Origin of the sequence: Burkholderia sp. IO2 (assembly GCF_029522185.1) — a bacterium.
Taxonomy (GTDB): Bacteria; Pseudomonadota; Gammaproteobacteria; order Burkholderiales; family Burkholderiaceae; genus Burkholderia; species Burkholderia cenocepacia.
This window is the reverse complement of record NZ_JAKWFH010000018.1, coordinates 14,313-39,821: the sequence shown is the minus strand read 5'-3', so window position 1 is coordinate 39,821 and position 25,509 is coordinate 14,313. Positions and strand designations below refer to the sequence as shown.

Genomic DNA, 25,509 nt, shown 5'->3' with positions numbered 1-25,509 from the left:
GACGGTTAGCTTACGGCTTTATTCGTACCGTGTCGAACGCGTGCATCGATGGCCATGTCGCAGGCAGGGGGAACGCGGCGGGGCTAGGCCTCGCGCACCGCGATGCGCGTGTCGCCGAGCAGCACGACCTGGCCCGCGCGGATCTTGCAGGTCTTGCGCAGCTCGACCGCGCCGTCGACTTTCACGGCGCCGGACGCGACGATCAGCTTCGCGGTGCCGCCGCTGTCCGCGAGGCCGGTGATCTTGAGAAGGTTGTGCAGCTCGACGTATTCGCCGGTCAGCGTGAAATCCAGATTGGGCATGACGAGGAAGGTGCGCGACGCGCGGGAGGAAACGCCCCGCATCATACGGCACCGCGGGCCGGCACGCGAGCGCGGCCGGCTGCCGGCGGATGTAAAGGACTGTGAGCGATTCGTCAGCAAATGAAACGGTGGGTAACAGTCTGAGAGATTGGCGAACCGGCCGCGCGGGCCGCCGGTCTTCTGTCGTACCTGCTGCGTGTTGCGGTGGGGACGCGACGGACCGCAACGGCGGCCCGGGCGGACAACTTCTTGAGGAGAATTGCCATGTCCAAGATTCGTACGATGCTGATCGGTGCCGCGCTGACGGCGTTCGCCACTTCGGCCGCATTCGCCCAGACGGGCACGACGGCGCAAGGCGCAGCCGGTGCCGGCGTGCAGGCGCAGACGCCGGCGGCCGGTGTCGGTGCAGGCGCGCAGGGCGGGGCCGGCGCGAACGCGTCGGGCAATGCGACGGGTGCTGCGACCGATGCGGTCGGCGCGGCAGCCGATGGCGCGAAGGATACGACGTCGTCGGCCGTCCATTCGACCAAGAAGCACACGAAGCATGCGGCGAAGTCGGCCAAGAGCCATGCCGGTTCGGCCAAGGCGAAGGCCGATGAGGCGACCGAGGGCGGCGCATCGGTCGGCGCGCAGGGCGGTGCATCGGCCCAGGGCGCCACGCAGTAAGCGATGCCCGGCGCTTGTCGCGACGCTCGCCTTCGGGCGGTGCGTCGCGACCGGCGATCGTCCGGCGGCCCGGTTCGCTTGACGCGAGCCGGGCCTTTTTCATGAGGTAAAAGGTTCAGCGGGACGGGCGAGCCGTCACGGCCGGCGCGGGCCTTGCCCTTGTCCCTGCCCCTGGGCCGGCCGCACGGCGGCCGGTGTGAACACGCTGCGCAGCCACGCGGCGAGCCGCGCGAAGACGTCGTACGGTTCCTCGACGAAGATCTCCGGCTTCAGCAGCCGCAGGTATTCCATGATCTGCTGGGCTTCCTGCTTCTGGAACGAGCCGTGCGCGAGCCCGAGCCGCAGCAGCCCGCGCAGTTCGCCGAGCTTGTCGCGCGCGGTGCTGCCGACGCTCATCTCGCACGCGAGCTTGGCTTCGTAGATCCGTTGCCGCAGCGATTCCGCGAGCCGCCACGCCGGCGTCTGCATCGATTCCTCGAGCGTCTGGATGTCCTGCGCCGCGCCCTTGATCTGCGACGCGAGCGGATCGATCAGCGACGCGTCGCCCTGCGCTTCGGCGACGATCGCCTTCGCCCAGTCGCGGCAGGCCTTCGCGAGTTCGTCGGGCGTCCACTCGGAGCGCGACGCGAAGCCGAAGCCGAATTCGCCGGCCTGCCGCATCAGGATCGCGACGACGTCCGGGAATTCCTTGTCGAGCGTGCGCTTCGCCCATGCGTACTGGCCGCCCTGCAGCATCCGCTGCACGGCGTGCTCGGTCAGCGGCACCATGTTGTCGAGCAGCTTGGCGCGCAGGAAATCCTCGAACGACGGCGTCGCGAATTGCGGGTCGAGTTTCAGCGACACGCGAACGAACGCATCGTAGTCCTTGCGCAGGGACTCGAGCGTGTCGTCCTTGAGGGAAAGGGTGATCTGGCCCATGAATCGTCTCGATGGCGGCCCGCGCAGGCCGGCGCCGGCACGGCGCACCGGGGCGGGCGCAGCGTCGACTGACCGGTGCGCGCCGAGGCCGGTGGCGGGTCTTCATCTCCTATATCGGCGCACCGGGCGGAAACTTGAGCGGGCGCGATCGAGCATGCGCTCAGGCGGGCAGCCAGTGCGGGAGGACGACCCCTTGCCACAGGAAGAACACCACGAGTCCGGCGGCGATCGTCACGAGCGGGCGGCGGGTCGTGGCCGATACCAGCACGGCGGCGAGCGCGCCGACGAGTTGCGGATTGCGCCAGGTCAGCTCGGCCGTGCCGCCGTGCGGGGAAACGGTCATCGGCACGATGATCGCGGTCAGCACGGTGACCGGCACGAAGCCGAGCGCGGTCCGCACGAGCGGCGGGAACGTCAGCCGCTCGCCGAACAGGAACAACGTCGAGCGGATCGCATACGTGATGACGGCCATGCCGAGGATCAACAGCGCGTAGCTCACGATGCGGCCTCCGAGCGCGAGCCGGCGCGCGTGCGATCGTGCAGCAGCGTGAGCAGGACGCCGATCGCGACGCCGACGGCGACCGCGCCGAGCAGCCCGAGCTTGTACGGCCAGCCCTGCCAGAAGTACGCGAGCGTGCCGGCCGTGGCGGCCGCCGCGAAATAGCGCAGCGTGCCGAGCTGCGGGACGACGATCGCGATGAAGGTCGCCGCCATCGCGAAATCGAGGCCGAGCGACTGCAGGCCCGGGAATGCCGTGCCGAAGCCGATGCCCGCGAGCGTCCAGACCTGCCAGTTCAGGTACATCGCGAGCCCGGAGCCGAAAAAGTAGTGGGGGCCGATCGTGCCGGGCGGGTAGTGCCGGTAGTGCCCGTACGCGACCGCGAACACCTCGTCGGTCATCAACGCGCCGAGCGTCGCGCGCCAGCGCAGCGGCAGGTGCGCGACATAGGGCGCGAGGGTCGCGCTGTACAGCAGGTGGCGCAGGTTCACGATCAGTGTCGTGGCGAGCACGACGACGAAACTCGCGCTACCGGCGATCAGGCCGAGCGCGATGAACTGCGCGGAGCCCGCGAACACGGCGAGCGACATCAGCGCGCCGTGCCAGGCGGCGAGCGGGCCGCCGCCGACGAGCGTGCCGAAAATCACGCCGAACGGTGCGGCGCCGATCATCATCGGAATCGTGTCGCGCGCGCCGTCGAGCCATTCGTTGAGCGGGCGGCGCGGGGGCGATGCGGGTGTCTTGTTCAAGAAGCGCTCCTCCATGAGCGGGAGGATAGCGGGCCGGTGGCGGGCCGGCTTGTATGTTCTTGCGCCCGCCGGAACGGGGCCGGCGCCCGCGTGCCGGCCGGCGCGGGCGGCCGTGCGGCCGACGACGGCGGGAAGCCGCGCGTCAGCTTGCCTGCCAGCGCCCGGGCGGCACGCCGAACATCCGTTTGAAATGCCGCGTGAAGTGGCTCTGGTCGACGAAGCCGCTGGCCGCCGCGACATCGGCGACCGGCACGCCCGCGCGCAGCGGCGCCAGCGCACGCTGCAGCCGCAACTGGTTGCGCCACGCATGCGGCGGCATGCCGGTCGTACGCGTGAACAGGCGCGCCGCGTGAAACGGCGACAGGCCGGCCGCCTGCGCGACCTCGTCGAGCGTCACCGTGGACATCAGGTCGGCGGCGAGCCGCTCGCGCATCGCGTCGACGCGTGGCTCGTCGGCCGCGAGCGGCGCGGGTCGCGGCCGTACGTCGGCGTGGCGCACGATCAGCGTCGACAGCGCGTCGAGCATCGCGGTTTCGGCGGCGAGCGGATCGTAGATGCGCGGCGCGCCGGTGGCCGGATCGCCGGCCGGCTGTCCGGCCGCATCGGCCTGCGACGACAGCGCGCGCTCGCTGCCGGCTTCCAGCATCCGGTGCGCGAGCGTGAGCCGGGCCGCGAGATCGGCGTCGCGGATCACGTCGGGGGCAAACCACGGTGCATCCTGCGGGCGGCCCGCGATCGTACTCGCGAGTTCGTGGATGAATTCGACCGGCATGTAGCTGACGCGATAGCACCAGCCTTCGTCGGCGGCACGCGAGCCCGTGTGCACTTCACCGGGATTGATCACGGGCACGGTGCCCGTTTCGGCGACGTAGCCGGTGCCGCGATAGGTGAAGCGTTCCGCGCCTTCGAGAATCACGGGGATCGTGTACGCGTCGTGCCAGTGGGGCGCGAACGCGTGATCGCGATAGGTGGCCGTGAGCAGATCCGCGTCCGGCACGAGCGGCGTGCGCCAGTAGCGTGCGGAATCGGGGAGGCGGGCGGCGGACATGATCGGGCGCGGGAGCGGGCTTACTTGACCGGAATCGTCGTGCCGGCGGGCATCGGCACCGCGGTCACGGCGTTCTTCGGGCTGCCGCTGACGATACGGTCGCTGTAGGTCAGGTAGACGATCGTGTTGCGCTTCTTGTCGATCACGCGCACGACGTGCAGCGTCTTGAAGATGAACGACATGCGTTCGCTGAACACGTCGGTCTGCTGCTTGAGCGGTTCCTTGAAGCTGATCGGGCCGACCTGCCGGCACGCGATCGACGCTTCGCTCGGATCCTCGGCGACGCCGAGCGTGCCCTTGATCCCGCCGGTGCGGGCGCGCGACACGTAGCAGGTCACGCCACTCACGACCGGATCGTCATAGGCCTCGACGACCACGCGATCGGAGCCCGTGACGCGGAAATGGGTATTGACGCTGCCGACTTCCTCCGCGTGCGCGAACGGTGCGGCGGCGACGGCGGAGAACAGGAGGGCGACGGGGGCGAAACGGAAGAGGCGATGCTTCATCGACGGAACCGGATGCGAATGCGGGACAGAAACTCTAGCATGCGCATGACCGGACCACGAAAAGCGGGAAGAGGGAACGGCGGCCGGAAAAACAAAAGGCCCGTCGAATGACGGGCCTTTCGCTGTTTGGCTCCCCGACCTGGGCTCGAACCAGGGACCTACGGATTAACAGTCCGGCGCTCTACCGACTGAGCTATCGGGGAATAAATCGGTACATCTGCGTGTTGTGTGTTCCAACAAAAAACCCGTCCACTTTCAACGGGCCTTTGCGTTTTTGGCTCCCCGACCTGGGCTCGAACCAGGGACCTACGGATTAACAGTCCGGCGCTCTACCGACTGAGCTATCGGGGAACAAACAAGCAACAGCAGAGAAACGAGATTGTATGGAGTGTTCGCTAACCTGTCAACACCTTGGAGCCGCGCCGCATGAAATTTTTTGCGGCCGCCGCGCGATCAGCGCTCGAGCAGGTGCAGCTTCTCCTGCACGTCCTTCCACTCGTCCGCGTCGGCCGGCGCCGGCTTGGTCTTCGTGATCGACGGCCAATTCTTCGCCAGCTCGGCATTCAGCTCGGTGAACTGCTGCTGGTCGGTCGGAACGTCTTCTTCGGCATAGATCGCATTGGTCGGGCATTCGGCGACGCACACGGCGCAGTCGATGCACTCGTCCGGATCGATGGCGAGAAAGTTGGGACCTTCACGGAAGCAATCCACCGGGCACACATCCACGCAATCCGTGTATTTGCACTTGATGCAGCCTTCGGTCACAACGTGAGTCATTAAAACGCTCCTGCTTGGCGGTATATATGGGGTGGCGTTTGCGCCAAAAGCGGCATTGTAACTGAAGCGCAAAACCCGCATGACGTGGTCGGCTATCCGGCTTATATCGTTTCGTGATTAGTTTATGGCGTGCGCAACGCGGATACCCGCGCACCCGGCGGCGGCGCGACGCGGCCCGGCGGCGAGGGCGGTTTCACGATGGTCCGGCCCGCATTCGGGTAACATGACCGACAGACCGGGCGGCGCGCGGTGCGCCGGGGCCCGGTCATGATATTGGCGGTGCCGTCATCATGATCATCACTTCGCTGCTGGACACGGATCTCTACAAGTTCACGATGATGCAGGTCGTCCTGCATCACTTTCCCGCTGCAAACGTCGAATACCGCTTCCGGTGCCGTACGCCCGGCGTCGATCTCGTGCCGTACATCGACGAGATTCGCGACGAGGTGCGCGGCCTGTGCTCGCTGCGCTTTTCCGACGTCGAACTCGATTACCTGCGGCGGATGCGCTTCATCAAGAGCGACTTCGTCGATTTCCTCGCGCTGTTCCACCTGAACGAGAAGTACATCTCGGTCACGCCGTCGCCGAAGGGCAACGGCGAGATCGACATCGTGATCGAGGGGCCGTGGCTGCATACGATCCTGTTCGAGATCCCGGTGCTCGCGATCGTCAACGAAGTCTATTTCCGCAACACGCAGCGCGAGCCCGACTATCGCGAAGGCCGCGAACGGCTGCGCGAGAAGATCAAGCTGCTCGGCGCGAAGCCCGAGTTCGCCGACTGCAAGATCGCCGATTACGGCACGCGCCGGCGCTTCTCGAAGGTCTGGCACGAGGAAGTCGCGCTCACGCTGCGCGACGGGCTCGGGCCGCAGTTCGCGGGCACGAGCAACGTGCTGTACGCGATGAAGCACGACATCACGCCGCTCGGCACGATGGCGCACGAGTATCTGCAGGCGTGCCAGGCGCTCGGCCCGCGGCTGCGCGATTCGCAGATCTACGGCTTCGAGATGTGGGCGAAGGAATATCGCGGCGACCTCGGGATCGCGCTGTCGGACGTCTACGGCATGGACGCGTTCCTGAACGACTTCGACATGTACTTCTGCAAGCTGTTCGACGGCGCGCGCCACGATTCGGGCGATCCGTTCGAGTGGGGCGAGCGGATGCTGCGCCACTACGAAGCGAACCGGTGCGACCCGCGCACCAAGGTGCTGGTGTTCTCGGACGCGCTCGACATTCCGAAGGTCATGCAGCTGTACGAACGGTTCCGCGGCCGCTGCAAGCTCGCGTTCGGCGTCGGCACCAACCTCACCAACGATCTCGGCTACGTGCCACTGCAGATCGTGATCAAGATGGTTCGCTGCAACGGGCAGCCGGTCGCGAAGCTGTCCGATTCGCCGGGCAAGAGCATGTGCGACGACAAGGCGTATCTCGCGTACCTGCGGCAGGTGTTCGGCATCGCGCAGCCGGTCGAGGAAGACGCGTCGAAGTAGGCGCCGGCCGTTGGGCCGAAGGTGCGTCGCGGCAGGGGCGGTCGGTATAATCCGACGTATTGCCCGCCACCGTCACGAGGACCGTTCATGGACACTTCCGCTGCCCGTCGCCAGATCCTCGCGCGCATTCGCGCGGCGCAGGGGCGCGCGGCCGAACCCGATGCAGCGGAGCGCGACGGCGTCGCCGACTATCTCGCCCGTCATCCGGAGGGGCCGCGCCCGCCGGCGCCGGCCGACCTCGTCGCCGCTTTCGTCGACGAAGCGGCGCGCCTGTCGACCACGGTCGACGAAGTCGCGACGCTGGCCGACGTGCCTGCCGCCGCCGCCCGCTATCTTGCCGCTCACGGCCTGCCGACGCAGGCCATCGCTTGGCGCACGCTCGCCGATCTCGACTGGGCCGGCGCGGGCCTGTCGGTCGAGTGCCGCAAGCCGCGCGACGGCGATCTGGTCGGCCTGACCGGCTGCTTTTGCGCGACCGCCGAAACGGGGTCGCTGGTATTGCTGTCCGGCCCCGACACTTACGCATCGGCCGGCCTGCTGCCGGAAACCCACATCGCGATCGTGCCGGCATCGCGCATCGTCGCCGGTCATGAAGACGCGTTCGCGCTGATTCGCGCGGAGCGCGGCGAGCTGCCGCGCGCGGTCAATTTCGTGTCCGGCCCGTCGCGCACGGGCGACATCGAACAAACGATCATCCTGGGCGCACACGGCCCGTACCGCGTGCACGCGATCGTCGTACGGGGCGCATGACGCGCCCGCTGCATTCACCCCTACTCGAACAAGGAAGTTCTGCATGAAACGACATGCCGCCTGGGCGGGCATGGCGTCGGGAATCGCGCTTGGCGCCGCTCCCGCGCTTGCATCGGCCGCCACGCTCGACGGTGCCACGCTGTCCGCGCTCTGGGGCATCCCGTTCGCCGGGATCCTGCTGTCCATCGCGCTGTTCCCGCTCGTCGCCCCCGTGTTCTGGCATCACCACTTCGGCAAGATCGCCGCCGGCTGGGCGATCGTGTTCCTCGCGCCGTTCGCGGTCGCGTTCGGCATCGGCACCGCGTTCGGCACGCTCGTGCATGCGCTGCTCGAGGAATACATTCCGTTCATCGTGCTGCTCACCGCGCTCTATACGGTCGCGGGCGGCATCTGCGTGAACGGCAACTTGCATGGGTCGCCGAAACTGAATACCGCGATCCTCGCGCTCGGTACGCTGCTCGCGAGCGTGATGGGCACGACGGGCGCCGCGATGCTGCTGATCCGGCCGCTCCTGCGCGCCAACGACAACCGCAAGCATGTCGTGCACGTCGTGATCTTCTTCATCTTCCTCGTCGCGAACGCGGGCGGCTCGCTGTCGCCGCTCGGCGATCCGCCGCTGTTCCTCGGCTTCCTGAACGGCGTGAGCTTCTTCTGGACGACCACGCATCTCGCGCTGCCGATGCTGTTCATCTGCGTGGTGCTGCTGACGCTGTTCTTCGCGCTCGATACGTACTTCTACCGGAAGGGCGGCGAGGAGCGGCCGGCCGCGCTCGATCCGACGCCTGACGGTGCGGCGCTGTCGATCGACGGCAAGGTCAACTTCGTGCTGCTGGCGGCCGTGATCGCGCTCGTGCTGATGAGCGGCGTGTGGAAGCCGGGCATCTCGTTCGACGTGTGGGGCACGCACGTCGCGCTGCAGAATCTCGTGCGCGACGTCGCGCTCGTGGTCGTGACGCTCGTGTCGCTCGCGCTGACGCCGCGTTCCGCGCGCGAAGGCAACGCGTTCAACTGGGCGCCGATCGAGGAAGTCGCGAAGCTGTTCGCGGGCATCTTCGTGACGATCGCGCCGGTGATCGTGATCCTGCGCGCCGGCGCGGATGGCGCGTTCGCGCAGATCGTCCATCTCGTCACGGGGCCCGACGGCAAGCCGATCGACGCGATGTACTTCTGGGCGACCGGCATCCTGTCGTCGTTCCTCGACAACGCGCCGACCTATCTCGTGTTCTTCAACCTCGCGGGCGGCGATGCGCGGACGCTGATGACGACCGGTGCGTCGACACTCGCCGCGATTTCCGCCGGCGCGGTGTTCATGGGCGCGAACAGCTACATCGGCAACGCGCCGAACTTCATGGTGAAGGCGATCGCCGAATCGCGCGGCGTGAAGATGCCGAGCTTCTTCGCGTACCTCGGCTGGGCGCTCGTCGTGCTGATACCGGTATTCCTGCTGACGTCGTGGCTTTTCTTCACGGCGTAAGCTGACGATTTTCAACCCCGAGCGGGCGGTCCCGGCGGCGCATGGTGCGCCGCCATCCGGCCGCGGCATGCGGAGATGGCGATGCAGAAGATCCTGGTCGCGCGTCCGATCTTTCCGGACGTGATCGAACGGCTCAAGCAGTATTTCGAAGTCGACTGGAACGACGGCGACGCGCTCGCGCCCGACGCGCTCGCCGCGCGTCTGGCCGACAAGGACGGCGCGCTGACGGCCGGCGACCCGGTCGGCGCGGCCACGCTCGCGGCGGCGCCGCGTCTGCGCGTCGTGGCGAACATGGCGGTCGGCTACAACAACTTCGACATGGCCGCATTCAACGCGGCGAACGTGCTCGGCACCAATACGCCCGACGTGCTGAACGAATCGACCGCCGATTTCGGCTGGGCGCTGATGATGGCAGCGGCGCGCCGGATCGCCGAATCCGAACACTGGCTGCGCGCCGGCCACTGGCAGAAGTGGGCGTACGACGGCTTTCTCGGCGCCGACATCCATGGCTCGACGCTCGGCGTGATCGGGATGGGTCGCATCGGCCAGGCGCTCGCGCGCCGCGCGCGCGGCTTCGGGATGCAGGTGATCTACCACAACCGGTCGCGGGTCGCGCCCGAGATCGAAGCCGAGCTGAATGCCGAATACGTGTCGAAGGATGCGCTGCTCGCGCGCGCCGATCATGTCGTGCTCGTGCTGCCGTACACGAAAGAGAACCATCACACGATCGGCGCGGCCGAGCTCGCGAAGATGAAACCGACGGCGACGCTGACCAACATCGCGCGCGGCGGGATCGTCGACGATGCGGCGCTGGCCGTCGCACTGCGCGACGGGACGATCGCCGCGGCCGGCCTCGACGTGTACGAGGGCGAGCCGAGCGTGCATCCGGCGCTGCTCGAGGTGCCGAACGTCGTGCTGACGCCGCATATCGCAAGCGCCACCGAAAAGACCCGCCGCGCGATGGCGGATCTCGCCGCCGACAACCTGATCGCCGCGCTGGGCGAGGGGCCGCGGGCGGGGCGGCCGCCGAATCCGATCAACCCTGACGTGATCGGGAAGCCGCGCGCATGACGATGACGTTGTTGCTTGCGGCGGTCGTCGTGCTGGCTGTCGCGCTCGCGGTGGCGATCGTCGCGCTCGTGCGCGGCGGCCGCCACGACGATGCGGCCGTGCTCGGCGACCAGATCGAGGACGCCGCGCATGCGCAGGCGCGCGCGGTCGAGCGGCTCGAGCGCGAACTGCGCGGCGAGATCGTCGAAAATGCGCGCGGCTCGCGTACCGAGCTGGCCGGCAGCTTCGCGCAGTTGCAGCAGACGCTCGCCGCGCAACTGACGAGCGTGGCGACCGTGCAGAACAACCAGATCGAGGGGTTCGCGCAGCAGCTCGGCAAGCTCGTCGCCGGCAACGCGCAGCAGTTCGACGCGATGCGCGAGAGCGTGCAGCGCCAGGCCCAGCAGGCGCGCGAGGAGCAGACGGGCGCGCTGCGGCTGTTCGGCGACACGTTGCACCGGCAGCTCACGCAACTGACCGAGGCGAACGATCGCCGGATCGGTGAAGTGCGTGCGACGCTCGAACAGCGGCTGAAGGAAATCGAGACGAACAACGCGGCGAAGCTCGAGGAGATGCGCCGCACCGTCGACGAGAAACTGCACGCGACGCTCGAGCAGCGGCTCGGCGAATCGTTCAAGCTCGTGTCGGACCGGCTCGAGCAGGTGCATCGCGGGCTCGGCGAGATGCAGACCCTCGCGGCCGGCGTTGGCGACCTGAAGAAGGTGCTGACCAACGTGAAGACGCGCGGCACCTGGGGCGAGGTGCAGCTCGAAGCGCTGCTCGAACAGATGCTCACACCCGAGCAGTACGCGAAGAACGTCGCGACGGTGCCGAAGAGTACCGAGCGCGTCGAATTCGCGATCCGGCTGCCGGGCCGCGATGCCGGCACGCGCGACGCGCCGCCGGTGTGGCTACCGATCGACGCGAAATTTCCGCGCGAAGACTACGAGCGGTTGATCGACGCGCAGGAGCGCGCCGATGCGGTGGCGGTCGAGGAGGCGGCGCGTGCGCTCGAGGCGCGGGTGCGGATGGAAGCGCGCACGATCGCCGAGAAGTACGTCGCGCCGCCGCACACGACCGATTTCGCGCTGCTGTTCCTGCCGACCGAGGGGCTCTATGCGGAGATCCTGCGTCGGCCGGGGCTGACCGACCTGCTGCAACGCGACTATCGCGTGACGGTCGCCGGGCCGACCACGCTCACCGCGCTGCTGAACAGTCTGCAGATGGGGTTCCGCACGCTCGCGATCGAGCAGCGCTCGAGCGAGGTGTGGCAGGTGCTCGGCGCGGTCAAGACCGAGTTCGGCAAGTTCGGCGACGTGCTCGCGCGCACGAAGTCGCAGCTCGAAACGGTCACGCGTTCGATCGAGGCGGCCGAGCAGCGCACGCGCGTGATGAACCGCAAGCTCAAGCAGGTCGAGGCGTTGCCGGGCGATACGGCGGCCGGGCTGCTCGGCGCGGAAGGGGCCGAAGGCGCCGATGCGGACGATGCATGACACGCGTTACCGGCAGCCGCCGGACAGAAAAAACGGGCGCCGCGGCGCCCGTTTTCCTTTGCAGCGATCGCCGGCGTGGCCGGCCCGCGCTCAGTGCGCGGCGAGCGTGTCCAGCGCGCCACCCGTCACGCGTACGATGCGCCACTCCGGCAGCACGGTCGCGCCCATCTTCTCGTAGAAATCGATTGCCGGCTGGTTCCAGTCGAGGACCGACCACTCGAAGCGCGCGCAACGGCGCTCGACGGCGAGTGCCGCGAGATGACGCAGCATCGCGGTGCCGAGGCCCGTACCGCGCTGCGACGGCTGCACGTACAGATCCTCGAGATAGAGTCCGCGGCGGCCGACGAACGTCGAATAGTTGTGGAAGAACAGCGCGTACGCGACGATCGCGCCGTCACGCTCGGCCACCAGCGCTTCGGCCGCGGGGTGCTCGCCGAACAGCGCGTCGGCGAGATCGGCTTCGGTCGCGACGAACAGATCCGTGAGCTTCTCGAACTCGGCCAGCTCGCGCATCAGCGCGAGGATCGCGCCGACGTCGCGCGGGGCGGCCGCGCGGATCAGCGGCGTGCCGCTCACGCTTCCTCCGGCGGATCGGACAGCACGATTTCGATGCCGCCGAAGCGCGACGCGACCCAGTTGTACGCGTGGCACGCAATCCACAGCAGCACGAAACCGAGGATCGCGTTCAGCAGCAGCGCGCTCAGGATCGTGCTCAGTTCGACCATCCCGTAGCGGATGTACGCGACGAGAATGCCGAGCAGCACGATCGGCACGCTGAACGTCAGGTAGACGAGAATCAGCGCCTTCGCGGTCTGTCCCGCGGCGATCGACGAGATTTGTTTCTTCATGTGCGGATTGCCCCCGTAGAGATATACCGATAGTGGAATTCAGATCAGGCCGTCGAGCGGCAGGATGTCGACCGGGGCGCCCGCGTCGACTGCCGCGGTATCGTGGCCCAGGACGATGAAACAGTTGGCGTCTGCGAGGCCGCTCAGCGACGCGGAGCTTTGCGATCCGGCCGGTGCGACGTGCCATTGGCCGTCGGCGGCGCGCGTCGCGATGCCGCGCAGGTATTCGGTGCGACCGGGGCGCGTCTTCAACGGCTGCGTACTGCGCGCCGTGTACATCGCCGGTGGCGGCGTCTGCGCGCCGGCCAGCGTCAGCAGCGCGGGGCGCACGATGGCGTAGAACGTCACGGCGGACGCGACCGGATTGCCGGGCAGCCCGAAGAACAGCGCGTGGCCGGCGCCGTCGGCCGCGCGTGCGAGCGTGCCGCACGCGAGCGGCCGGCCGGGCCGCAGCGCAAGGCTCGCGAACGTCACGTCGCCGAGCCGCGCCATCACGTCGCGCGTGAAGTCGGCTTCGCCGACCGACACGCCGCCCGACGTGATGACCGCATCGGCCTGCGCGGCGAGGGCGTCGCGCAATGCGGCATCGAGCGCGGCCGGGTCGTCGCGGACGATGCCGAGATCGATCGCATCCACGTGCAGGCGTTCGAGCATCGCGATCAGCATCCCGCGATTGCTGTCGTACAGCGCGCCGCGGCCGAGCGGTTCGCCGGGCTCGCGCAGTTCGTCGCCGGTCGAGAACACGGCGACGCGCACGCGCCGGCGCACCATGACGTCGGTGACGCCGAACGACGCGAGCAGGCCGAGATCGGACGGCCGCAGGACGCGGCCCGCGGCGAGCGCACAGGCGCCGCGCGCGAGATCCTCGCCGGCCTTGCGGCAGTTCGCGCCGCGCGCGACGTCGCGCGTGGCGAAGCGGATCGTGTCGCCCTCGACGCGCACGCGTTCCTGCGGGATCACGGTGTCGCATCCGGCCGGCATCGGCGCGCCGGTCATGATCCGCACGCATGCACCGGCTGCCACGGCGCCGTCGAACGGATGGCCGGCGAATGCGGTGCCGGCGACCGGCATCGCGACCTCGCCCTGCGGCGACGCGAGTGCCGCGCTGCCGCCGTCGAACGCATAGCCGTCCATGGCCGAATTGTCGTACGCGGGAATGTCGAACGGCGCGCTCACGTCGACCGCGAGCACGCGGTCGAGCGCATCGCGCAGCGTCACCGTGTCGCACGCGTCGACGGGCACCGCGAAGCGGCACGCGAGCGCCTGCGCGTCGGCGAGCGACAGCGGGACATCGGGGTCGGGTGCGGTTCGGGAGGCGGGCGAGGATTGCGTGATCATCAGTCGGACTGCGCCGCAAGGCGTATCGGGTTCGTGGCCGGTGGCGCGAGGAGGGTGCCTGGGCGCGGGTTTCGCGTGTGGCGGGCGCCGGGCGGGAACGGCACGGGGCCGTCAGCGGCGGGCCAGCGCGGCGAGTTCCTGCCAGGAGTTGGCATTGTAAAACGCACGCTCGTCGCGAAACTCGACTTCGACCGTCTTGTGGCGTGCGTACCACGCACGCACCTTGCGGTCGCCGGCCGCGAGGCGCGCGGCCAGATCGTCGGCCAGCGATGTGCGCAGCAGCGCGAAGGTCGGCTGCGGCGAGCGCAGCTGCTGCGCGTCGACGGTGACCGCCATCGCGATGTCGGCCTGCTGCGCGTCGAGCGCCGCATGCAGTTGCGCGACGAGGTCGGCGGGCAGATACGGTGTATCGCACGGCGAGCATGCGACCAGCGGCGCGCGCGCCGCGCGCATGCCGGCGAGCAGGCCCGCGAGCGGCCCGGGGAAGTCGGGCGTTTCGTCGGCGACGATGCGCGCGTCGAACGGCGCACCGAGCTCGGCATAGCGATCGGCATGGCGGTTCGCGCTGATCAGCGTCTCGTCGACCTGCGGCGACAGCCGGCGCAGCACGTGCAGCGCGAGCGGCGTACCGTCGAGCAGTTGCAGACCCTTGTCGACGCCGTCCATGCGGGTCGCGCGCCCGCCTGCGAGCAGCAGGCCGGCGATCGACGGAGAAGCGGGAGCGGGCATCGTGTGAAGGCGGAAAGAGGCGTCAGCCGCCGATATACGACATTTCGACGCGCTTGCCGGCGCCGTGGGGCGTGGCGTCGGCCGAGGCGCTGCCGCGCAGCTGCGAATAGCGATCGGTGCGCGCCTGCCAGATGCGCGCGATCGCGGTCGCGATCTCGGCATCGCTTGCGCCGCCCCGCACGAGCGCACGGAGGTCGTGGCCGGCCGACGCGAACAGGCACAGGTACAGCTTGCCTTCGGTCGACAGCCGGGCACGCGTGCAATCGCCGCAGAAGGCCTGCGTGACGCTCGAGATCACGCCGATCTCGCCGCTGCCGTCCGCATAGCCCCAGCGCTGCGCGGTTTCGGCCGCCGTGTGAGGCTCGAGCGGCACCAGCGGGAAATGTTCGGCGATACGCGCGACGACGTCCGCCGACGGCAGCACCTCGGTCATGTTCCAGCCGTTCGACGTGCCGACGTCCATGTATTCGATGAAACGCAGGATCACGCCGGTGCCGCGGAACCGCTCGGCCATCGGCAGGATCTCGCTGTCGTTGGTGCCGCGCTTCACGACCATGTTGACCTTGACCGGCGCGAGGCCCGCGGCCTGCGCGGCGAAGATGCCGTCGAGCACGTCGGCGCTCGCGAACTCCGCATCGTTCATGCGCTTGAACAGCGTGTCGTCGAGCGCATCGAGGCTGACCGTGACGCGCGTAAGCCCGGCGTCCTTCAGCGCGCGCGCCTTGCGTGCGAGCAGCGAGCCGTTGGTCGTCAGCGTCAGGTCGAGCGGGCGGCCGGCATGCGTCGTCAGGCGCGCGAGGCGCTCGATCAGGAATTCGAGGTTCTTGCGCAGCAACGGTTCGCCGCCCGTGATACGGATCTTCTCGACGCCGTGTGCGACGAAGAGTCGCGCCACGCGCTCGATTTCCTCGTGCGTGAGCAGCGCGCTGTGCGGCAGGAACGGGTAGTCCTTGTCGAAGACCGCGCGCGGCATGCAGTACACGCAACGGAAATTGCAGCGGTCCGTCACCGAAATGCGCAGGTCGCGCAGCGGCCTGGCGAACGTGTCGGCCAGCGTGCCGTCGGGGGCATGCGCGACGCCGGAGACGTCCGGCATCCCGCTGACGTCGGCGAGAGGAATGATGCGTCGGGACATGTTGGAAGAAGTGCGGACCAGACCTCTATTTTAGCCGCAACCGGCCGGTGGGTCCGGTGGGCGGAAACCCGCAGCGCGGACATGAAAAAGCCCGCCGGAGGCGGGCTTTTCCTGGTCGGGCGATGCGCCGTTCAGTGGTGCGTCGTTTCGACCTGCTGCATCGGCGCCGTATCGGCCGGCGGCAGCACCTTGCGTTCGCGCGGCACGCGGGCCGGGCGCGGGAGTCGCGATGCGGCTTCCTGCGCGGCCGCGAACTTGTCGGCGTCCGTGTTCACCCAGACGAGACCGGCCTGCTCCAGCACGACATCCAGGCTCGCCGAAGCGGGCGCGGCTGCCGGTTGTGCGGGGGCGGGAGCCGGTGCCGGTGCGGCGACGGCCTCGACCGGCGCGGCTGCGACCGGTGCCTCGGCCACCGTCGGCGCGGCTTCGACCACCACCGGAGCGGTCTCGATCGCCACGGCAGCCGGTGCGGCCTGCTCGACCGGTGCGGCTTGCGGCGCCTCGGCAGCGACCGGAGCGGCTGCCGGCACTTCGAACGCATCGGTCGGCGACACCGCGACCGGCGTCGGGCCTGCTTCCGCGACGGCCGGTGCGACCGGTGCCGGTTCGGCTGCCTGGACGGCGACGGGCTCGACCGGGGCGGCCGGAGCCACTTCGGCGGGGGCCGGTGCCGGCTGCGCTTCGACAGCGGCCGGTGCGGCATGCTGCTCGGCGACGGCTTCCACGGCGACCGCGCTTGCCACGGCCGCGACGACTGCCGGCGCGGCCGTGTGAGCCGGTTCGGCAGCGACCGGGGCGGCCGGCGTCACCGCTTGCGCGGCGACTTCGCCTTCGGCGCCTTGTTCGGCCTGCTCGACTGCGCCGTCTTCCTCGCGCTCGCGACGACCGCCGCGGCGGCCGCGACGGCGACGGCGGCGTTCTTCGCCGTCACGTGCGCCGGCTTCCGCATCGGCTGCCAGTTCCGCGCCGGGCAGGGCTTCTGCCGCCACCTTGTCGGTTTCCGGTTCCGGATGGTTTTCACCGCGGGTGACGGTTTCGAGCGTGGCTGCGTGCTGGGTCGGCTTGCGGCGTTCGCCGCGCTCGCGACGCTCGCCGCGTTCCTGACGCTCGCCACGGCCGGTTGCTTCGACGCCTTCCGGCTGTTCGGCACGCTCGCGCGATTCGCGGTTCTCGCGCGGTTCGCGCGGCTCACGGCCTTCACGCGGGCCACGGCCCTCGCGACCCTCACGGTTTTCACGACCTTCACGACCTTCGCGGCCCTCGCGACCTTCACGCAGCTCACGACCCTCGCGCGGCTCACGGCCTTCACGCGATTCGCGCACTTCCTTGCCTTCGCGTTCCTGGCGTTGCGGCTGGCCACGGCCTGCGGCTGCCGGGTCGCGGCCGCCTTGCGCCTGCTGGGCGCCGCCGCGACGGTTGCGATTGCGATCGCCGCCGCGCTGCTCGGTCTTTTCCGTGCGCTCGCGCGCCGGACGGGCTGCCTGCTCCTTCGCCGGTGCCGGCGCGACCGGTGCGGGCGCCGGTGCCGGCGACACGCCGAACAGGCCCTTCAGCCAGCCGATGAAGCCGCCGCTTGCCGCGGCGACGGGCGCCGGGGCGGGGGCGGCAACGGGCTCGACCGGACGCTGCGGAGCCGGGCTCGGTGCCGGACGCTCGGGCGTGATGCCTTTGACCGCGGCTTCCTGCTTCGGCTTCACTTCGGCCGCACGCTTGCTGTAGCCGGTTTCCGACTCGAGCTCGCGGGCCGCTTCCTCGGCCATCTTCCAGGATGCGCGCGGATCGTCGAGGCGCGCATCGTCGTGACGCAGGCGCTCGAGCTTGTAGTGCGGCGTATCGAGGTGCTTGTTCGGGATCAGCACGATGCCGACCTTGAAGCGCGACTCGATCTTGTTGATTTCCTGACGCTTTTCGTTCAGCAGGAAGGCGGTCACCTCGACCGGCACCTGGCAGTGGATCGCCGCGGTGTTTTCCTTCATCGCTTCTTCCTGAATGATCCGCAGGACCTGCAGCGCGGACGATTCGGTATCGCGGATGTGGCCGGTGCCGTTGCAGCGCGGGCACGTCACGTGGCTGCCTTCCGACAGCGCCGGGCGCAGGCGCTGGCGCGACAGTTCCATCAGGCCGAAGCGCGAGATCTTGCCCATCTGCACGCGCGCACGGTCGTGCTTGAGCGCGTCCTTCAGGCGCTGCTCGACTTCACGCTGGCTCTTCGCCGATTCCATGTCGATGAAATCGATCACGATCAGGCCGCCGAGGTCGCGCAGGCGCAGCTGGCGGGCGACTTCGTCGGCCGCTTCGAGGTTCGTGCGGGTGGCCGTTTCCTCGATGTCCGCGCCCTTGGTCGCGCGTGCGGAGTTCACGTCGATCGCGACGAGCGCTTCGGTGTGGTCGATCACGATCGCGCCGCCCGACGGCAGCGGGACCGTGCGCGAGTACGCGGTTTCGATCTGGTGCTCGATCTGGAAGCGGGAGAACAGCGGCACGTCGTCGTGATAGCGCTTCACCTTCGCGACGTTGTCCGGCATCACGATGTCCATGAAGGCACGGGCCTGATCATGGATTTCGTTCGTATCGATCAGGATTTCGCCGATATCCGGCTGGAAATAGTCCCGGATCGCGCGGATCACGAGGCTCGATTCCAGATAGATCAGCATCGGCTGGCCGGCGTTGCCGCTTTGCGAGGCAGCCTCGATCGCGCGCCACAGTTGCAGCAGGTAGTTCAGGTCCCACTGCAGTTCCTCGGCGCTGCGGCCGATGCCCGCGGTACGGGCGATCATGCTCATGCCGTCCGGAATCTGCAGCTGCGCCATCGTTTCGCGCAGTTCCTGGCGCTCGTCGCCTTCGATCCGGCGCGATACGCCGCCGCCGCGCGGGTTGTTCGGCATCAGCACGAGATAGCGGCCGGCGAGCGAGATGAAGGTGGTGAGGGCGGCGCCCTTGTTGCCACGCTCTTCCTTCTCGACCTGGACGATCAGCTCCTGGCCTTCGCGCAGCGCATCCTGAATGCGCGCGGAGCGCATGTCGATGCCTTCCTTGAAGTACTGGCGGGCGACTTCCTTGAACGGCAGGAAGCCGTGGCGGTCTTCGCCGTAGTTGACGAAGCACGCTTCGAGCGACGGCTCGATACGGGTGATGACACCTTTGTAGATATTGCCTTTGCGCTGTTCGCGCCCGGCGGTTTCGATGTCGATGTCGATGAGCTTTTGCCCATCGACGATGGCGACGCGCAGCTCCTCCTGCTGCGTCGCATTGAACAGCATGCGTTTCATGAACGACTCCAGGCGGCTCCGCTGCCGGCGCCTCGCGGTTGTCAGGCGCGAGGGCGGGAACGACGACAGGCCGCACCTTGTTGTGTTGTCACGAGCACGCTGGAGCGGGAATGCTGGCGGGGAGAATTGCCTGAAGAGGCGCTTGGGCCCGAAAGACGGGGCCGGCGGCCATAGGGCACCTGCGAATACGGCTTCAAAGCACGGCGTTCACACACCGCACGCTGCAAAAGCGCGCTAAGCCTGTCCGGGCATTGCCACGGGCGCGCGCAATGCGTCGCGCGCGCCGACGGGCGGCAGATGCTGCGGCTTGGGCCGCAGCGGGGAGTATCGAATCCAGCCCGACTTTCCCGCTTGGGGTGTACTTCCCTGGTTTGACGTCGCCAAGCCCCGCACGCTTCGCGGGGCCAAATCGGGCGCAACGCCGTAATTTTCGCAACCGGCAGCCTGCGGACGCACTGCGCGCCGTCGGCTGCCGATCAAATTCTTTTCAACCAACTTTCCGTTACCGCGGCGCCTTGCCGACCGAATCCGCCTGTGGGCGCGATCCTTGCCGACGGGCGGCGCCGTGCGTGCAACTTGCTGCTTCTCTTTGATTAGGGGCGAGCAGCGGACCCCCGGCGCAAGTAAAATAGCAGTTTGCGCTTGCGCCTTGCCCGATTCAGCCGGGGCCGGCCGGTCAGGCCACCCACAACGTCAGGCTGGGCAAAATTATATTCAGTATGAATGAGTTAGGCAAAATATCCCAGAATTCGGTCGCAAGCGGCCAGGTATCGATGATCGAGATCGACGAAAACTCGGCCGGTCAGCGCATCGACAACTTCCTGTTGCGCGTCTGTAAAGGCGTGCCGAAAAGCCATATTTACCGGATCCTCCGCAGCGGCGAAGTGCGCGTAAACAAGGGCCGGATCGACGCGCAGTACCGCCTGGAGCTCGGCGACCTCGTCCGCGTGCCGCCGGTGCGCGTGGCGGCGGCCGACCTCGCGCGCGCCGACACGCCCGTCGTGCCGCCCGCGAATTTCGACGTGCTGTACGAGGACGACGCGATGCTCGTCATCGACAAGCCGGCCGGGGTCGCGGTCCACGGCGGCAGCGGCGTCGCGTTCGGCGTGATCGAGCAGATGCGCCAGGCGCGTCCGCGCGCGAAATTTCTCGAGCTGGTGCACCGGCTCGACCGCGAGACGTCCGGGATCCTGATGCTCGCGAAGAAACGCACGGCGCTCGTCGGCCTGCACGAGCAGATCCGCGAGAACCGGATGGACAAGCGCTACTTCGCGTGCGCGCACGGCGAATGGCAGCCCGACTGGGGCCGGCGCCGCGCGGTGAAGGCGCCGCTGTTCAAGTATTCGACCCCGGAAGGGGAGCGCCGCGTACGGGTGCAGGAGGACGGGCTCGCGTCGCATACGGTGTTCAATCTCGTCGACCGCTGGCCGGACTACGTGCTCGTCGAAGCGGAACTCAAAACGGGGCGGACCCATCAGATCCGGGTGCACCTCGCGCATCTCGGCCTGCCGATCGCCGGCGACGCCAAGTATGGCGATTTCGCATTGAACAAGGCGCTGGCGCGCGCGAACGCGCAGCCGTCGCTGAAACGGATGTTCCTGCATGCGCACCGCCTCAAGCTCGCTCATCCGCTGACCGGCGAGGCGCTGCAGTTCGATGCGCCGCTGCCGGCCGAGTGCCGGCGCTTCCTCGATCAACTCAGCGCATTGCGCGATACCGCCTGAACCGCATGGCCCGACAGCAATTTGACCTGATCGTCTTCGACTGGGACGGCACGCTGATGGATTCGACTGCGCACATCGCGCACAGCATCCAGGCGGCATGCCGCGATCTCGGCTTGCCCACGCCGTCCGACGAAGCTTCCCGCTACGTGATCGGCCTCGGCCTGCGGGACGCGCTGCAGATCACGGCGCCGACCCTCGATCCGTCCGACTACGCACGGCTGGCCGAGCGCTACCGCTATCACTACCTGCTCGACGACCAGCGCATCGAGCTGTTCGCCGGCGTGCGCGAGCTGCTCGCCGAACTGCGCGATACGGGCTATCTGCTCGCCGTCGCGACCGGCAAGGGTCGGGTCGGGCTGAACCGCGTGCTCGACCAGTCGAAACTGACGAGCTGGTTCGACGCGACGCGCTGCGCGGACGAAACGTTCTCGAAACCGCATCCGGCGATGCTGCACGAGTTGTCGCGGGAATTGGGGCAGGACCTGTCGCGCACCGTGATGATCGGCGATACGACGCACGACCTGCAGATGGCGGCCAGCGCCGGCGCGGCCGGCGTCGGCGTCGCGTATGGCGCGCACACGGCCGATGCACTGGCGGCGCTCACGCCGCGCTTCGTCGCGCCGGACGTCGGTGCGCTGGCCGCATGGCTGCGGGAGCACGCATGAGCGCGGCGCCGGACGCCGTGCGCGTGTGCGCGTCGGATGCGTTGACCGACGGGGGTGCCGGGGTGCGCGTCGACGCGACGCTGCGCGGCGAGCAAGCCGTCGTGTTCTTCGTGCGCTACGACGGCCGCGCTTACGGCTACCTGAACCGCTGCGCGCATGTGCCGATGGAGCTCGACTGGGCCGAAGGGCAATTCTTCGAGTCGTCGGGCCTCTATCTGATGTGCGCGACGCACGGCGCGATCTACGCGCCGGATACCGGCAAGTGCGTCGGTGGCCCGTGCCGCGGCGGCCGCTTGCGGCCGGTCGAGGTCGACGAGCGCGACACGCCCGACGGCCGTGCGGTATTCTGGGTGCCCGATGCGGACCTGCATCCCGCCACGCCCGCCACGACCGACTGACGACACCACTGCATGGCCGACCAACCGAATTCCCCGGATTCCTCCTCCCGTCCCGACAGCCGTGAACCGGCCTGGGAGCGCGCAGCGCTCGAGCGGATCGCGCTCGCGGCCGTCAAGGAGCAGCGCGCCGCGCGGCGCTGGAAGATCTTCTTCCGCTTCGCGTTTCTCGCCGTGTTCGTGCTGCTCGCGTTCGCGCTGATCGATTTCTCGAGCGATTCGAAGTTCTCGTCGAGCGGGCGGCATACGGCGCTCGTGACGATCGACGGCGAGATCGCGGCAGGCGTCAACGCGAACGCCGACGACATCAACACCGCGCTCGACGCCGCGTTCGACGACGACGGCACGGTCGGCGTCGTGCTGCGGATCAACAGCCCGGGCGGCAGTCCGGTGCAGGCCGGCATGGTCTACGACGAGATCCGGCGGCTGCGCAAGAAGTATCCGGACAAGCCGCTGTACGTCGTCGTGACCGACATGTGCGCATCAGGCGGGTATTACATCGCGTCGGCCGCCGACAAGATCTTCGTCGACAAGGCGAGCATCGTCGGCTCGATCGGCGTGCTGATGGACGGCTTCGGCTTCACCGGGCTGATGGGCAAGCTCGGGGTCGAGCGGCGCCTGCATACGTCGGGCGAAAACAAGGGCTTCTACGATCCGTTCTCGCCGGAAACGCCGAAGATGGACGCGCACGCGCAGGAGCTGCTCGACCAGGTGCATGCGCAGTTCATCAAGGCCGTGAAGGACGGCCGCGGCAAGCGGCTGCACGAGACGCCGGACATGTTCTCCGGCCTGTTCTGGACCGGCGAGAAGAGCGTCGAGCTCGGGCTCGCCGACGGCTACGGCACCACCGACACGGTCGCGCGCGACGTGCTGAAGGCGCCGGATCTGGTCGACTATACGGTGAAGGAAAGCCTGACGAACCGTGTCGCGCGCAAGTTCGGCGCGGCCGTCGGGGGCGCCGCGATGAAGGCGCTGACGGCGGGCGGCGCGTCGGTCAGCCTGCGCTGACGGCCGGCGGCGATCGGCGGGCCGCGATGGCCCGCCTTTCACTTTGATCGGTTAGCCGATTGCCGTTCGCGGCATCAGTTCGCGAGCAGCAGGAAGATCGCGGGGCGCTTGTGCAGATTCGGCGCAGGCGCCTTTTTCCAGTCCGCCGCCGTGCGGCTCGCGATCGTCTCGGTCGCGAGGGTCAGATCGGCCGCGACGCAGATCTGCGTCGACGGCGCGCAGGTCGCGACCAGCGTGTCGAGCATCGCGTGATTCCGGTACGGCGTTTCGATGAAGATCTGCGTCTGGCGCGCCTTGCGCGACAGTTGCTCGAGTTCGCGCAGGCGTTTCGCGCGCGCGGCCGCATCGACCGGCAGATAGCCGTTGAACGCGAAGCTCTGGCCGTTCAGGCCCGACGCCATCAGCGCGAGCAGGATCGAACTCGGTCCGACGAGCGGCACGACCTTCACGCCGCGCTCGTGCGCGCGGCGCACCAGCAACGCGCCGGGATCGGCGACGGCCGGGCAGCCGGCCTCCGACACGAGGCCGGCATCCGCGCCGGCCAGCACCGGTGCGAGCAGCCGGTCGATCGCGCCGGCCGGCGTATTGACGTTCAGCTCGCTGATCTCGATTTCCTGGATCGGCCGCGTCGTACCGATCTTCTTCAGAAACGCGCGGGTCGTTTTCGCGTTCTCGCCGATGTAATAGCCGAGCGTGCCGGCGCGCGCCTGCACGGCGGCGGGCAGCACGGCGGCGAGCATCGATTCGTCGCCTTCGCCGAGCGTGTTCGGAACGAGATAAAGCGTGCCGGCGGTCATGCGCGGTCTCCACGAGTGGTTGCAAACAACGGGTAGCCGGCGGCGCGCAGCATCCGCGTGAGGGCGATCAGCGGCAGGCCGACGAGTGCGGTGGGGTCGTCCGAGTCGATCGCGTCGAGCAGGGCGATGCCGAGCCCTTCGGATTTCGCGCTGCCGGCCACGTCGTACGGCGTTTCCGCGCGCAGGTAGGCGTCGAGTTCGGCCTCGGGCAGCGAGCGAAAGCGCACGTGCGTGACGATGTCCTCGACCTGCGCTTCGTCCGTACGGCTGTCGTACAGGCAGAGCGCGCTGTGGAATTCGACTTCGCGGCCCTGCATCGACACGAGTTGCGCGAGCGCGCGCTCGTGCGTACCGGGCTTGCCGATCTGGTGGCCGTCGAAGGTCGCGACCTGATCCGACCCGATCACGAGCACGCCGTCCGGCGCGTCGATCGTCGCGGCCACCGCGCGTGCTTTCGCGGCGGCGAGGCGCAGCGCGGTCGCGGCCGGCGTTTCGCCGGCGAGCGGGGTTTCGTCGAGGTCGGGCGACACGACGTCGAACGGCACGCCGAGGCGCTCGAGGAGCGCTCGGCGGTAACGGGAACTGGAAGCAAGAATCAGCAGCGGCGGGCGGCAAACGGTATCCGGCATGGTCGGTTGGATCGGTGAGTCGTCAGGTGTGGCGCGGCGTTGCGCGGACGCAAGCTTAAGTGATTGACCGCAAAAGGTAAAACAGGTATGCTTTCCCGCTTTTCGTCGGCAGGCTTTCGTGTGGTGGCGCCTGCCGGGTCTTCGGAAGTAAAGTACGTCATCTTCGATGAGCCGTACGCGAGCGGTGCCAAGCCGGATCCCGCACGTCAGCCTGTAGGCAGGAGCGCACATGAACACTTCTTCTGGCAAACCTGCGGCGGCGCTCGATCCGCACGCGGTCGACCTGTTCGAGTTTGCCCGCAGCGGGCGGCAGGCAGCCGGCGCGGTGCACCTCTCGCAACTGCCGCGCATGTTAAACGAAGTGCCGACGGACGCGCCAGATCGCGACACGGTCTTCACGTGGCAGGCGGAAGGGTTCACGCAAAAGGAGTTGCAGGACGACGGCACCGACGGGCAGCAGCCGTATCTGCGCCTCGCGGTGCACGGCCATGCGTGGCTCACGTGCCAGCGCTGCATGACGCCGTACGACCAGACGTTCGACGTCGACATGACGTACCGGATCGTCGCGACCGAAGAAGAAGCTGAAGAATTTCCGCTCGACGACGATGAAGCCGATGTGATCGTGGGCTCACGCCAGTTCGATCTCGTCGACTTGATCGAAGAGGAATTGCTGCTTTCGTTGCCGCTCGTGCCCAAGCACGAGGTTTGCCCGGCAGTTCACGAAAGCCTCGTGTCGGGCGCGAGCGGTCCCACGGAAGAGACGGACGAGGCGTCCGACGAAGCCGGGGACGAAGGCAAACGGCCGAATCCGTTCGCAGCGCTGGAAGCGTTGAAGAAGGACGGTGACGGCACCAAGAAACACTAAGCAGTTGTGGCGCGGGAAGGCGTAAGGGCTTTGGGCCAGGGTAGTTAAGCGCCGGATCGGGCTGTGTTAGAATCCGGAAAATTATTTAGGAGTTAGTCATGGCAGTCCAGCAAAACAAGAAGTCGCCGTCGAAGCGCGGCATGCATCGTTCGCACGATTTCCTGACGGCAGCGCCGCTGGCAGTCGAGCCGAGCACGGGTGAAGTGCACCTGCGTCACCACGTCAGCCCGAACGGCTACTATCGCGGCAAGAAAGTCGTCAAGACGAAGAACGACTAAGCGTCAAGTCACGCGTTGCGCGCTACGCTCGCCGTTCGCGTGACAACTGGTTCGCTTGACACTTTCCTGGCTCAACAAAAAGGCGGCATTCAACTGCCGCTTTTTTG

General features: G+C 68.2%; 27 protein-coding genes and 2 tRNA genes. 12 read left to right on the top strand and 17 right to left on the bottom strand.

Features of this window, described 5'->3' with window-relative positions; genetic code table 11:
- Positions 1–83 precede the first annotated feature (83 nt).
- Positions 84–302, bottom strand: coding sequence for an RNA-binding S4 domain-containing protein (locus tag MMB92_RS13830; RefSeq protein ID WP_006486208.1), 219 nt, complete (start codon positions 300–302; stop codon positions 84–86).
- Between the two features lie 264 nt (positions 303–566).
- Between MMB92_RS13830 and MMB92_RS13825 the strand changes: the two genes are divergently transcribed.
- On the top strand, positions 567–968 hold the full coding sequence (locus MMB92_RS13825) for a hypothetical protein (RefSeq protein ID WP_006486212.1): 402 nt from the start codon (positions 567–569) through the stop codon (positions 966–968).
- A gap of 135 nt (positions 969–1,103) precedes the next feature.
- Here MMB92_RS13825 and MMB92_RS13820 read toward each other — a convergent pair whose 3' ends face one another.
- The 8 genes from MMB92_RS13820 to fdxA all read right to left on the bottom strand — a co-directional run bounded on the left by MMB92_RS13820 (position 1,104) and on the right by fdxA (position 5,465).
- Complete coding sequence (locus MMB92_RS13820; RefSeq protein ID WP_006493266.1) at positions 1,104–1,886, bottom strand: DUF4088 family protein; 783 nt, start codon at positions 1,884–1,886, stop codon at positions 1,104–1,106.
- Between the two features lie 160 nt (positions 1,887–2,046).
- Positions 2,047–2,385: an AzlD domain-containing protein gene (locus MMB92_RS13815; protein ID WP_006486204.1), complete on the bottom strand. Its 339-nt coding sequence runs from the start codon at positions 2,383–2,385 to the stop codon at positions 2,047–2,049.
- Entirely contained in the window at positions 2,382–3,149 is a 768-nt protein-coding gene (locus MMB92_RS13810) for an AzlC family ABC transporter permease (RefSeq protein ID WP_277562730.1), read from the bottom strand. Before MMB92_RS13810 ends, MMB92_RS13815 begins: the two co-directional genes overlap by 4 nt.
- Before the next feature lie 127 nt (positions 3,150–3,276).
- The gene (locus MMB92_RS13805; RefSeq protein WP_006486200.1) at positions 3,277–4,182 is read right to left on the bottom strand and encodes an AraC family transcriptional regulator; all 906 of its coding nucleotides are present in this window, start codon (positions 4,180–4,182) and stop codon (positions 3,277–3,279) included.
- Between the two features lie 20 nt (positions 4,183–4,202).
- The gene (locus MMB92_RS13800) at positions 4,203–4,688 is read right to left on the bottom strand and encodes a CreA family protein (protein ID WP_058902106.1); all 486 of its coding nucleotides are present in this window, start codon (positions 4,686–4,688) and stop codon (positions 4,203–4,205) included.
- A gap of 127 nt (positions 4,689–4,815) precedes the next feature.
- Positions 4,816–4,891: transfer RNA gene (locus MMB92_RS13795), tRNA-Asn, on the bottom strand.
- Between the two features lie 72 nt (positions 4,892–4,963).
- Positions 4,964–5,039: transfer RNA gene (locus MMB92_RS13790), tRNA-Asn, on the bottom strand.
- Between the two features lie 102 nt (positions 5,040–5,141).
- Complete coding sequence (gene fdxA / locus MMB92_RS13785; protein ID WP_006496521.1) at positions 5,142–5,465, bottom strand: ferredoxin FdxA; 324 nt, start codon at positions 5,463–5,465, stop codon at positions 5,142–5,144.
- A gap of 290 nt (positions 5,466–5,755) precedes the next feature.
- On the opposite strand from fdxA, the gene pncB reads away from it, so the two are divergent.
- From pncB to rmuC, 5 genes are all read left to right on the top strand, one after another.
- Positions 5,756–6,955: a nicotinate phosphoribosyltransferase gene (gene pncB, locus MMB92_RS13780; RefSeq protein WP_006486197.1), complete on the top strand. Its 1,200-nt coding sequence runs from the start codon at positions 5,756–5,758 to the stop codon at positions 6,953–6,955.
- Positions 6,956–7,042: 87 nt separating this feature from the next.
- Positions 7,043–7,705, top strand: coding sequence for a lactate utilization protein C (locus MMB92_RS13775; protein ID WP_006486205.1), 663 nt, complete (start codon positions 7,043–7,045; stop codon positions 7,703–7,705).
- A gap of 43 nt (positions 7,706–7,748) precedes the next feature.
- The gene (locus MMB92_RS13770) at positions 7,749–9,179 is read left to right on the top strand and encodes a sodium:proton antiporter (protein ID WP_058902108.1); all 1,431 of its coding nucleotides are present in this window, start codon (positions 7,749–7,751) and stop codon (positions 9,177–9,179) included.
- A gap of 75 nt (positions 9,180–9,254) precedes the next feature.
- A complete protein-coding gene (locus tag MMB92_RS13765) occupies positions 9,255–10,250 on the top strand; it encodes a D-glycerate dehydrogenase (protein WP_306172193.1) in 996 nt (331 codons plus the stop codon).
- Positions 10,247–11,722 (top strand): DNA recombination protein RmuC, encoded by a 1,476-nt coding sequence (gene rmuC, locus MMB92_RS13760; RefSeq protein ID WP_006486198.1) that lies wholly within the window; start codon positions 10,247–10,249, stop codon positions 11,720–11,722. Before MMB92_RS13765 ends, rmuC begins: the two co-directional genes overlap by 4 nt.
- 90 nt (positions 11,723–11,812) lie before the next feature.
- Here rmuC and MMB92_RS13755 read toward each other — a convergent pair whose 3' ends face one another.
- The 6 genes from MMB92_RS13755 to MMB92_RS13730 all read right to left on the bottom strand — a co-directional run bounded on the left by MMB92_RS13755 (position 11,813) and on the right by MMB92_RS13730 (position 19,041).
- Entirely contained in the window at positions 11,813–12,298 is a 486-nt protein-coding gene (locus tag MMB92_RS13755; protein WP_048987069.1) for a GNAT family N-acetyltransferase, read from the bottom strand.
- Positions 12,295–12,570 (bottom strand): hypothetical protein, encoded by a 276-nt coding sequence (locus tag MMB92_RS13750; protein ID WP_006476519.1) that lies wholly within the window; start codon positions 12,568–12,570, stop codon positions 12,295–12,297. The genes MMB92_RS13755 and MMB92_RS13750 overlap by 4 nt, the downstream gene beginning before the upstream one ends.
- A 39-nt stretch (positions 12,571–12,609) precedes the next feature.
- Entirely contained in the window at positions 12,610–13,908 is a 1,299-nt protein-coding gene (gene glp / locus MMB92_RS13745) for a gephyrin-like molybdotransferase Glp (RefSeq protein ID WP_080331969.1), read from the bottom strand.
- A 111-nt stretch (positions 13,909–14,019) separates the two neighbouring features.
- The gene (gene mobA / locus MMB92_RS13740) at positions 14,020–14,637 is read right to left on the bottom strand and encodes a molybdenum cofactor guanylyltransferase MobA (protein WP_059721528.1); all 618 of its coding nucleotides are present in this window, start codon (positions 14,635–14,637) and stop codon (positions 14,020–14,022) included.
- 22 nt (positions 14,638–14,659) lie between these two features.
- Positions 14,660–15,772 (bottom strand): GTP 3',8-cyclase MoaA, encoded by a 1,113-nt coding sequence (gene moaA, locus MMB92_RS13735; protein WP_080331970.1) that lies wholly within the window; start codon positions 15,770–15,772, stop codon positions 14,660–14,662.
- Positions 15,773–15,903: 131 nt separating this feature from the next.
- Complete coding sequence (locus MMB92_RS13730; protein WP_080331971.1) at positions 15,904–19,041, bottom strand: Rne/Rng family ribonuclease; 3,138 nt, start codon at positions 19,039–19,041, stop codon at positions 15,904–15,906.
- A 719-nt stretch (positions 19,042–19,760) separates the two neighbouring features.
- Here MMB92_RS13730 and MMB92_RS13725 point away from each other — a divergent pair.
- Genes MMB92_RS13725 through MMB92_RS13710 form a run of 4 tightly spaced genes read left to right on the top strand, consistent with a single transcriptional unit; the run spans position 19,761 to position 22,833 of the window.
- Positions 19,761–20,765, top strand: a complete 1,005-nt coding sequence (locus MMB92_RS13725) for an RluA family pseudouridine synthase (protein WP_043205423.1) — start codon at positions 19,761–19,763, stop codon at positions 20,763–20,765.
- A gap of 5 nt (positions 20,766–20,770) precedes the next feature.
- Positions 20,771–21,430: an HAD-IA family hydrolase gene (locus MMB92_RS13720; RefSeq protein ID WP_006493743.1), complete on the top strand. Its 660-nt coding sequence runs from the start codon at positions 20,771–20,773 to the stop codon at positions 21,428–21,430.
- Positions 21,427–21,828, top strand: a complete 402-nt coding sequence (locus MMB92_RS13715) for a Rieske 2Fe-2S domain-containing protein (RefSeq protein WP_006493745.1) — start codon at positions 21,427–21,429, stop codon at positions 21,826–21,828. Before MMB92_RS13720 ends, MMB92_RS13715 begins: the two co-directional genes overlap by 4 nt.
- 12 nt (positions 21,829–21,840) lie before the next feature.
- Positions 21,841–22,833: a S49 family peptidase gene (locus tag MMB92_RS13710; protein WP_006489694.1), complete on the top strand. Its 993-nt coding sequence runs from the start codon at positions 21,841–21,843 to the stop codon at positions 22,831–22,833.
- A 74-nt stretch (positions 22,834–22,907) separates the two neighbouring features.
- Here the strand turns inward: MMB92_RS13710 and MMB92_RS13705 are convergent, their stop codons facing one another.
- Both MMB92_RS13705 and MMB92_RS13700 read right to left on the bottom strand, forming a co-directional pair.
- A complete protein-coding gene (locus MMB92_RS13705) occupies positions 22,908–23,630 on the bottom strand; it encodes an SAM-dependent methyltransferase (protein WP_006489699.1) in 723 nt (240 codons plus the stop codon).
- Positions 23,627–24,259 carry a Maf-like protein gene (locus tag MMB92_RS13700; RefSeq protein WP_080331972.1) on the bottom strand — a complete coding sequence of 211 codons (633 nt, stop codon included), beginning with the start codon at positions 24,257–24,259 and terminating at the stop codon, positions 23,627–23,629. The genes MMB92_RS13705 and MMB92_RS13700 overlap by 4 nt, the downstream gene beginning before the upstream one ends.
- Positions 24,260–24,488: 229 nt before the next feature.
- Here MMB92_RS13700 and MMB92_RS13695 point away from each other — a divergent pair, with 229 nt between their 5' ends.
- Positions 24,489–25,124, top strand: a complete 636-nt coding sequence (locus MMB92_RS13695; protein ID WP_006489698.1) for a DUF177 domain-containing protein — start codon at positions 24,489–24,491, stop codon at positions 25,122–25,124.
- 98 nt (positions 25,125–25,222) lie between these two features.
- Positions 25,223–25,402, top strand: a complete 180-nt coding sequence (rpmF, locus tag MMB92_RS13690; RefSeq protein ID WP_006051932.1) for a 50S ribosomal protein L32 — start codon at positions 25,223–25,225, stop codon at positions 25,400–25,402.
- The last annotated feature ends 107 nt before the right edge of the window (positions 25,403–25,509 follow it).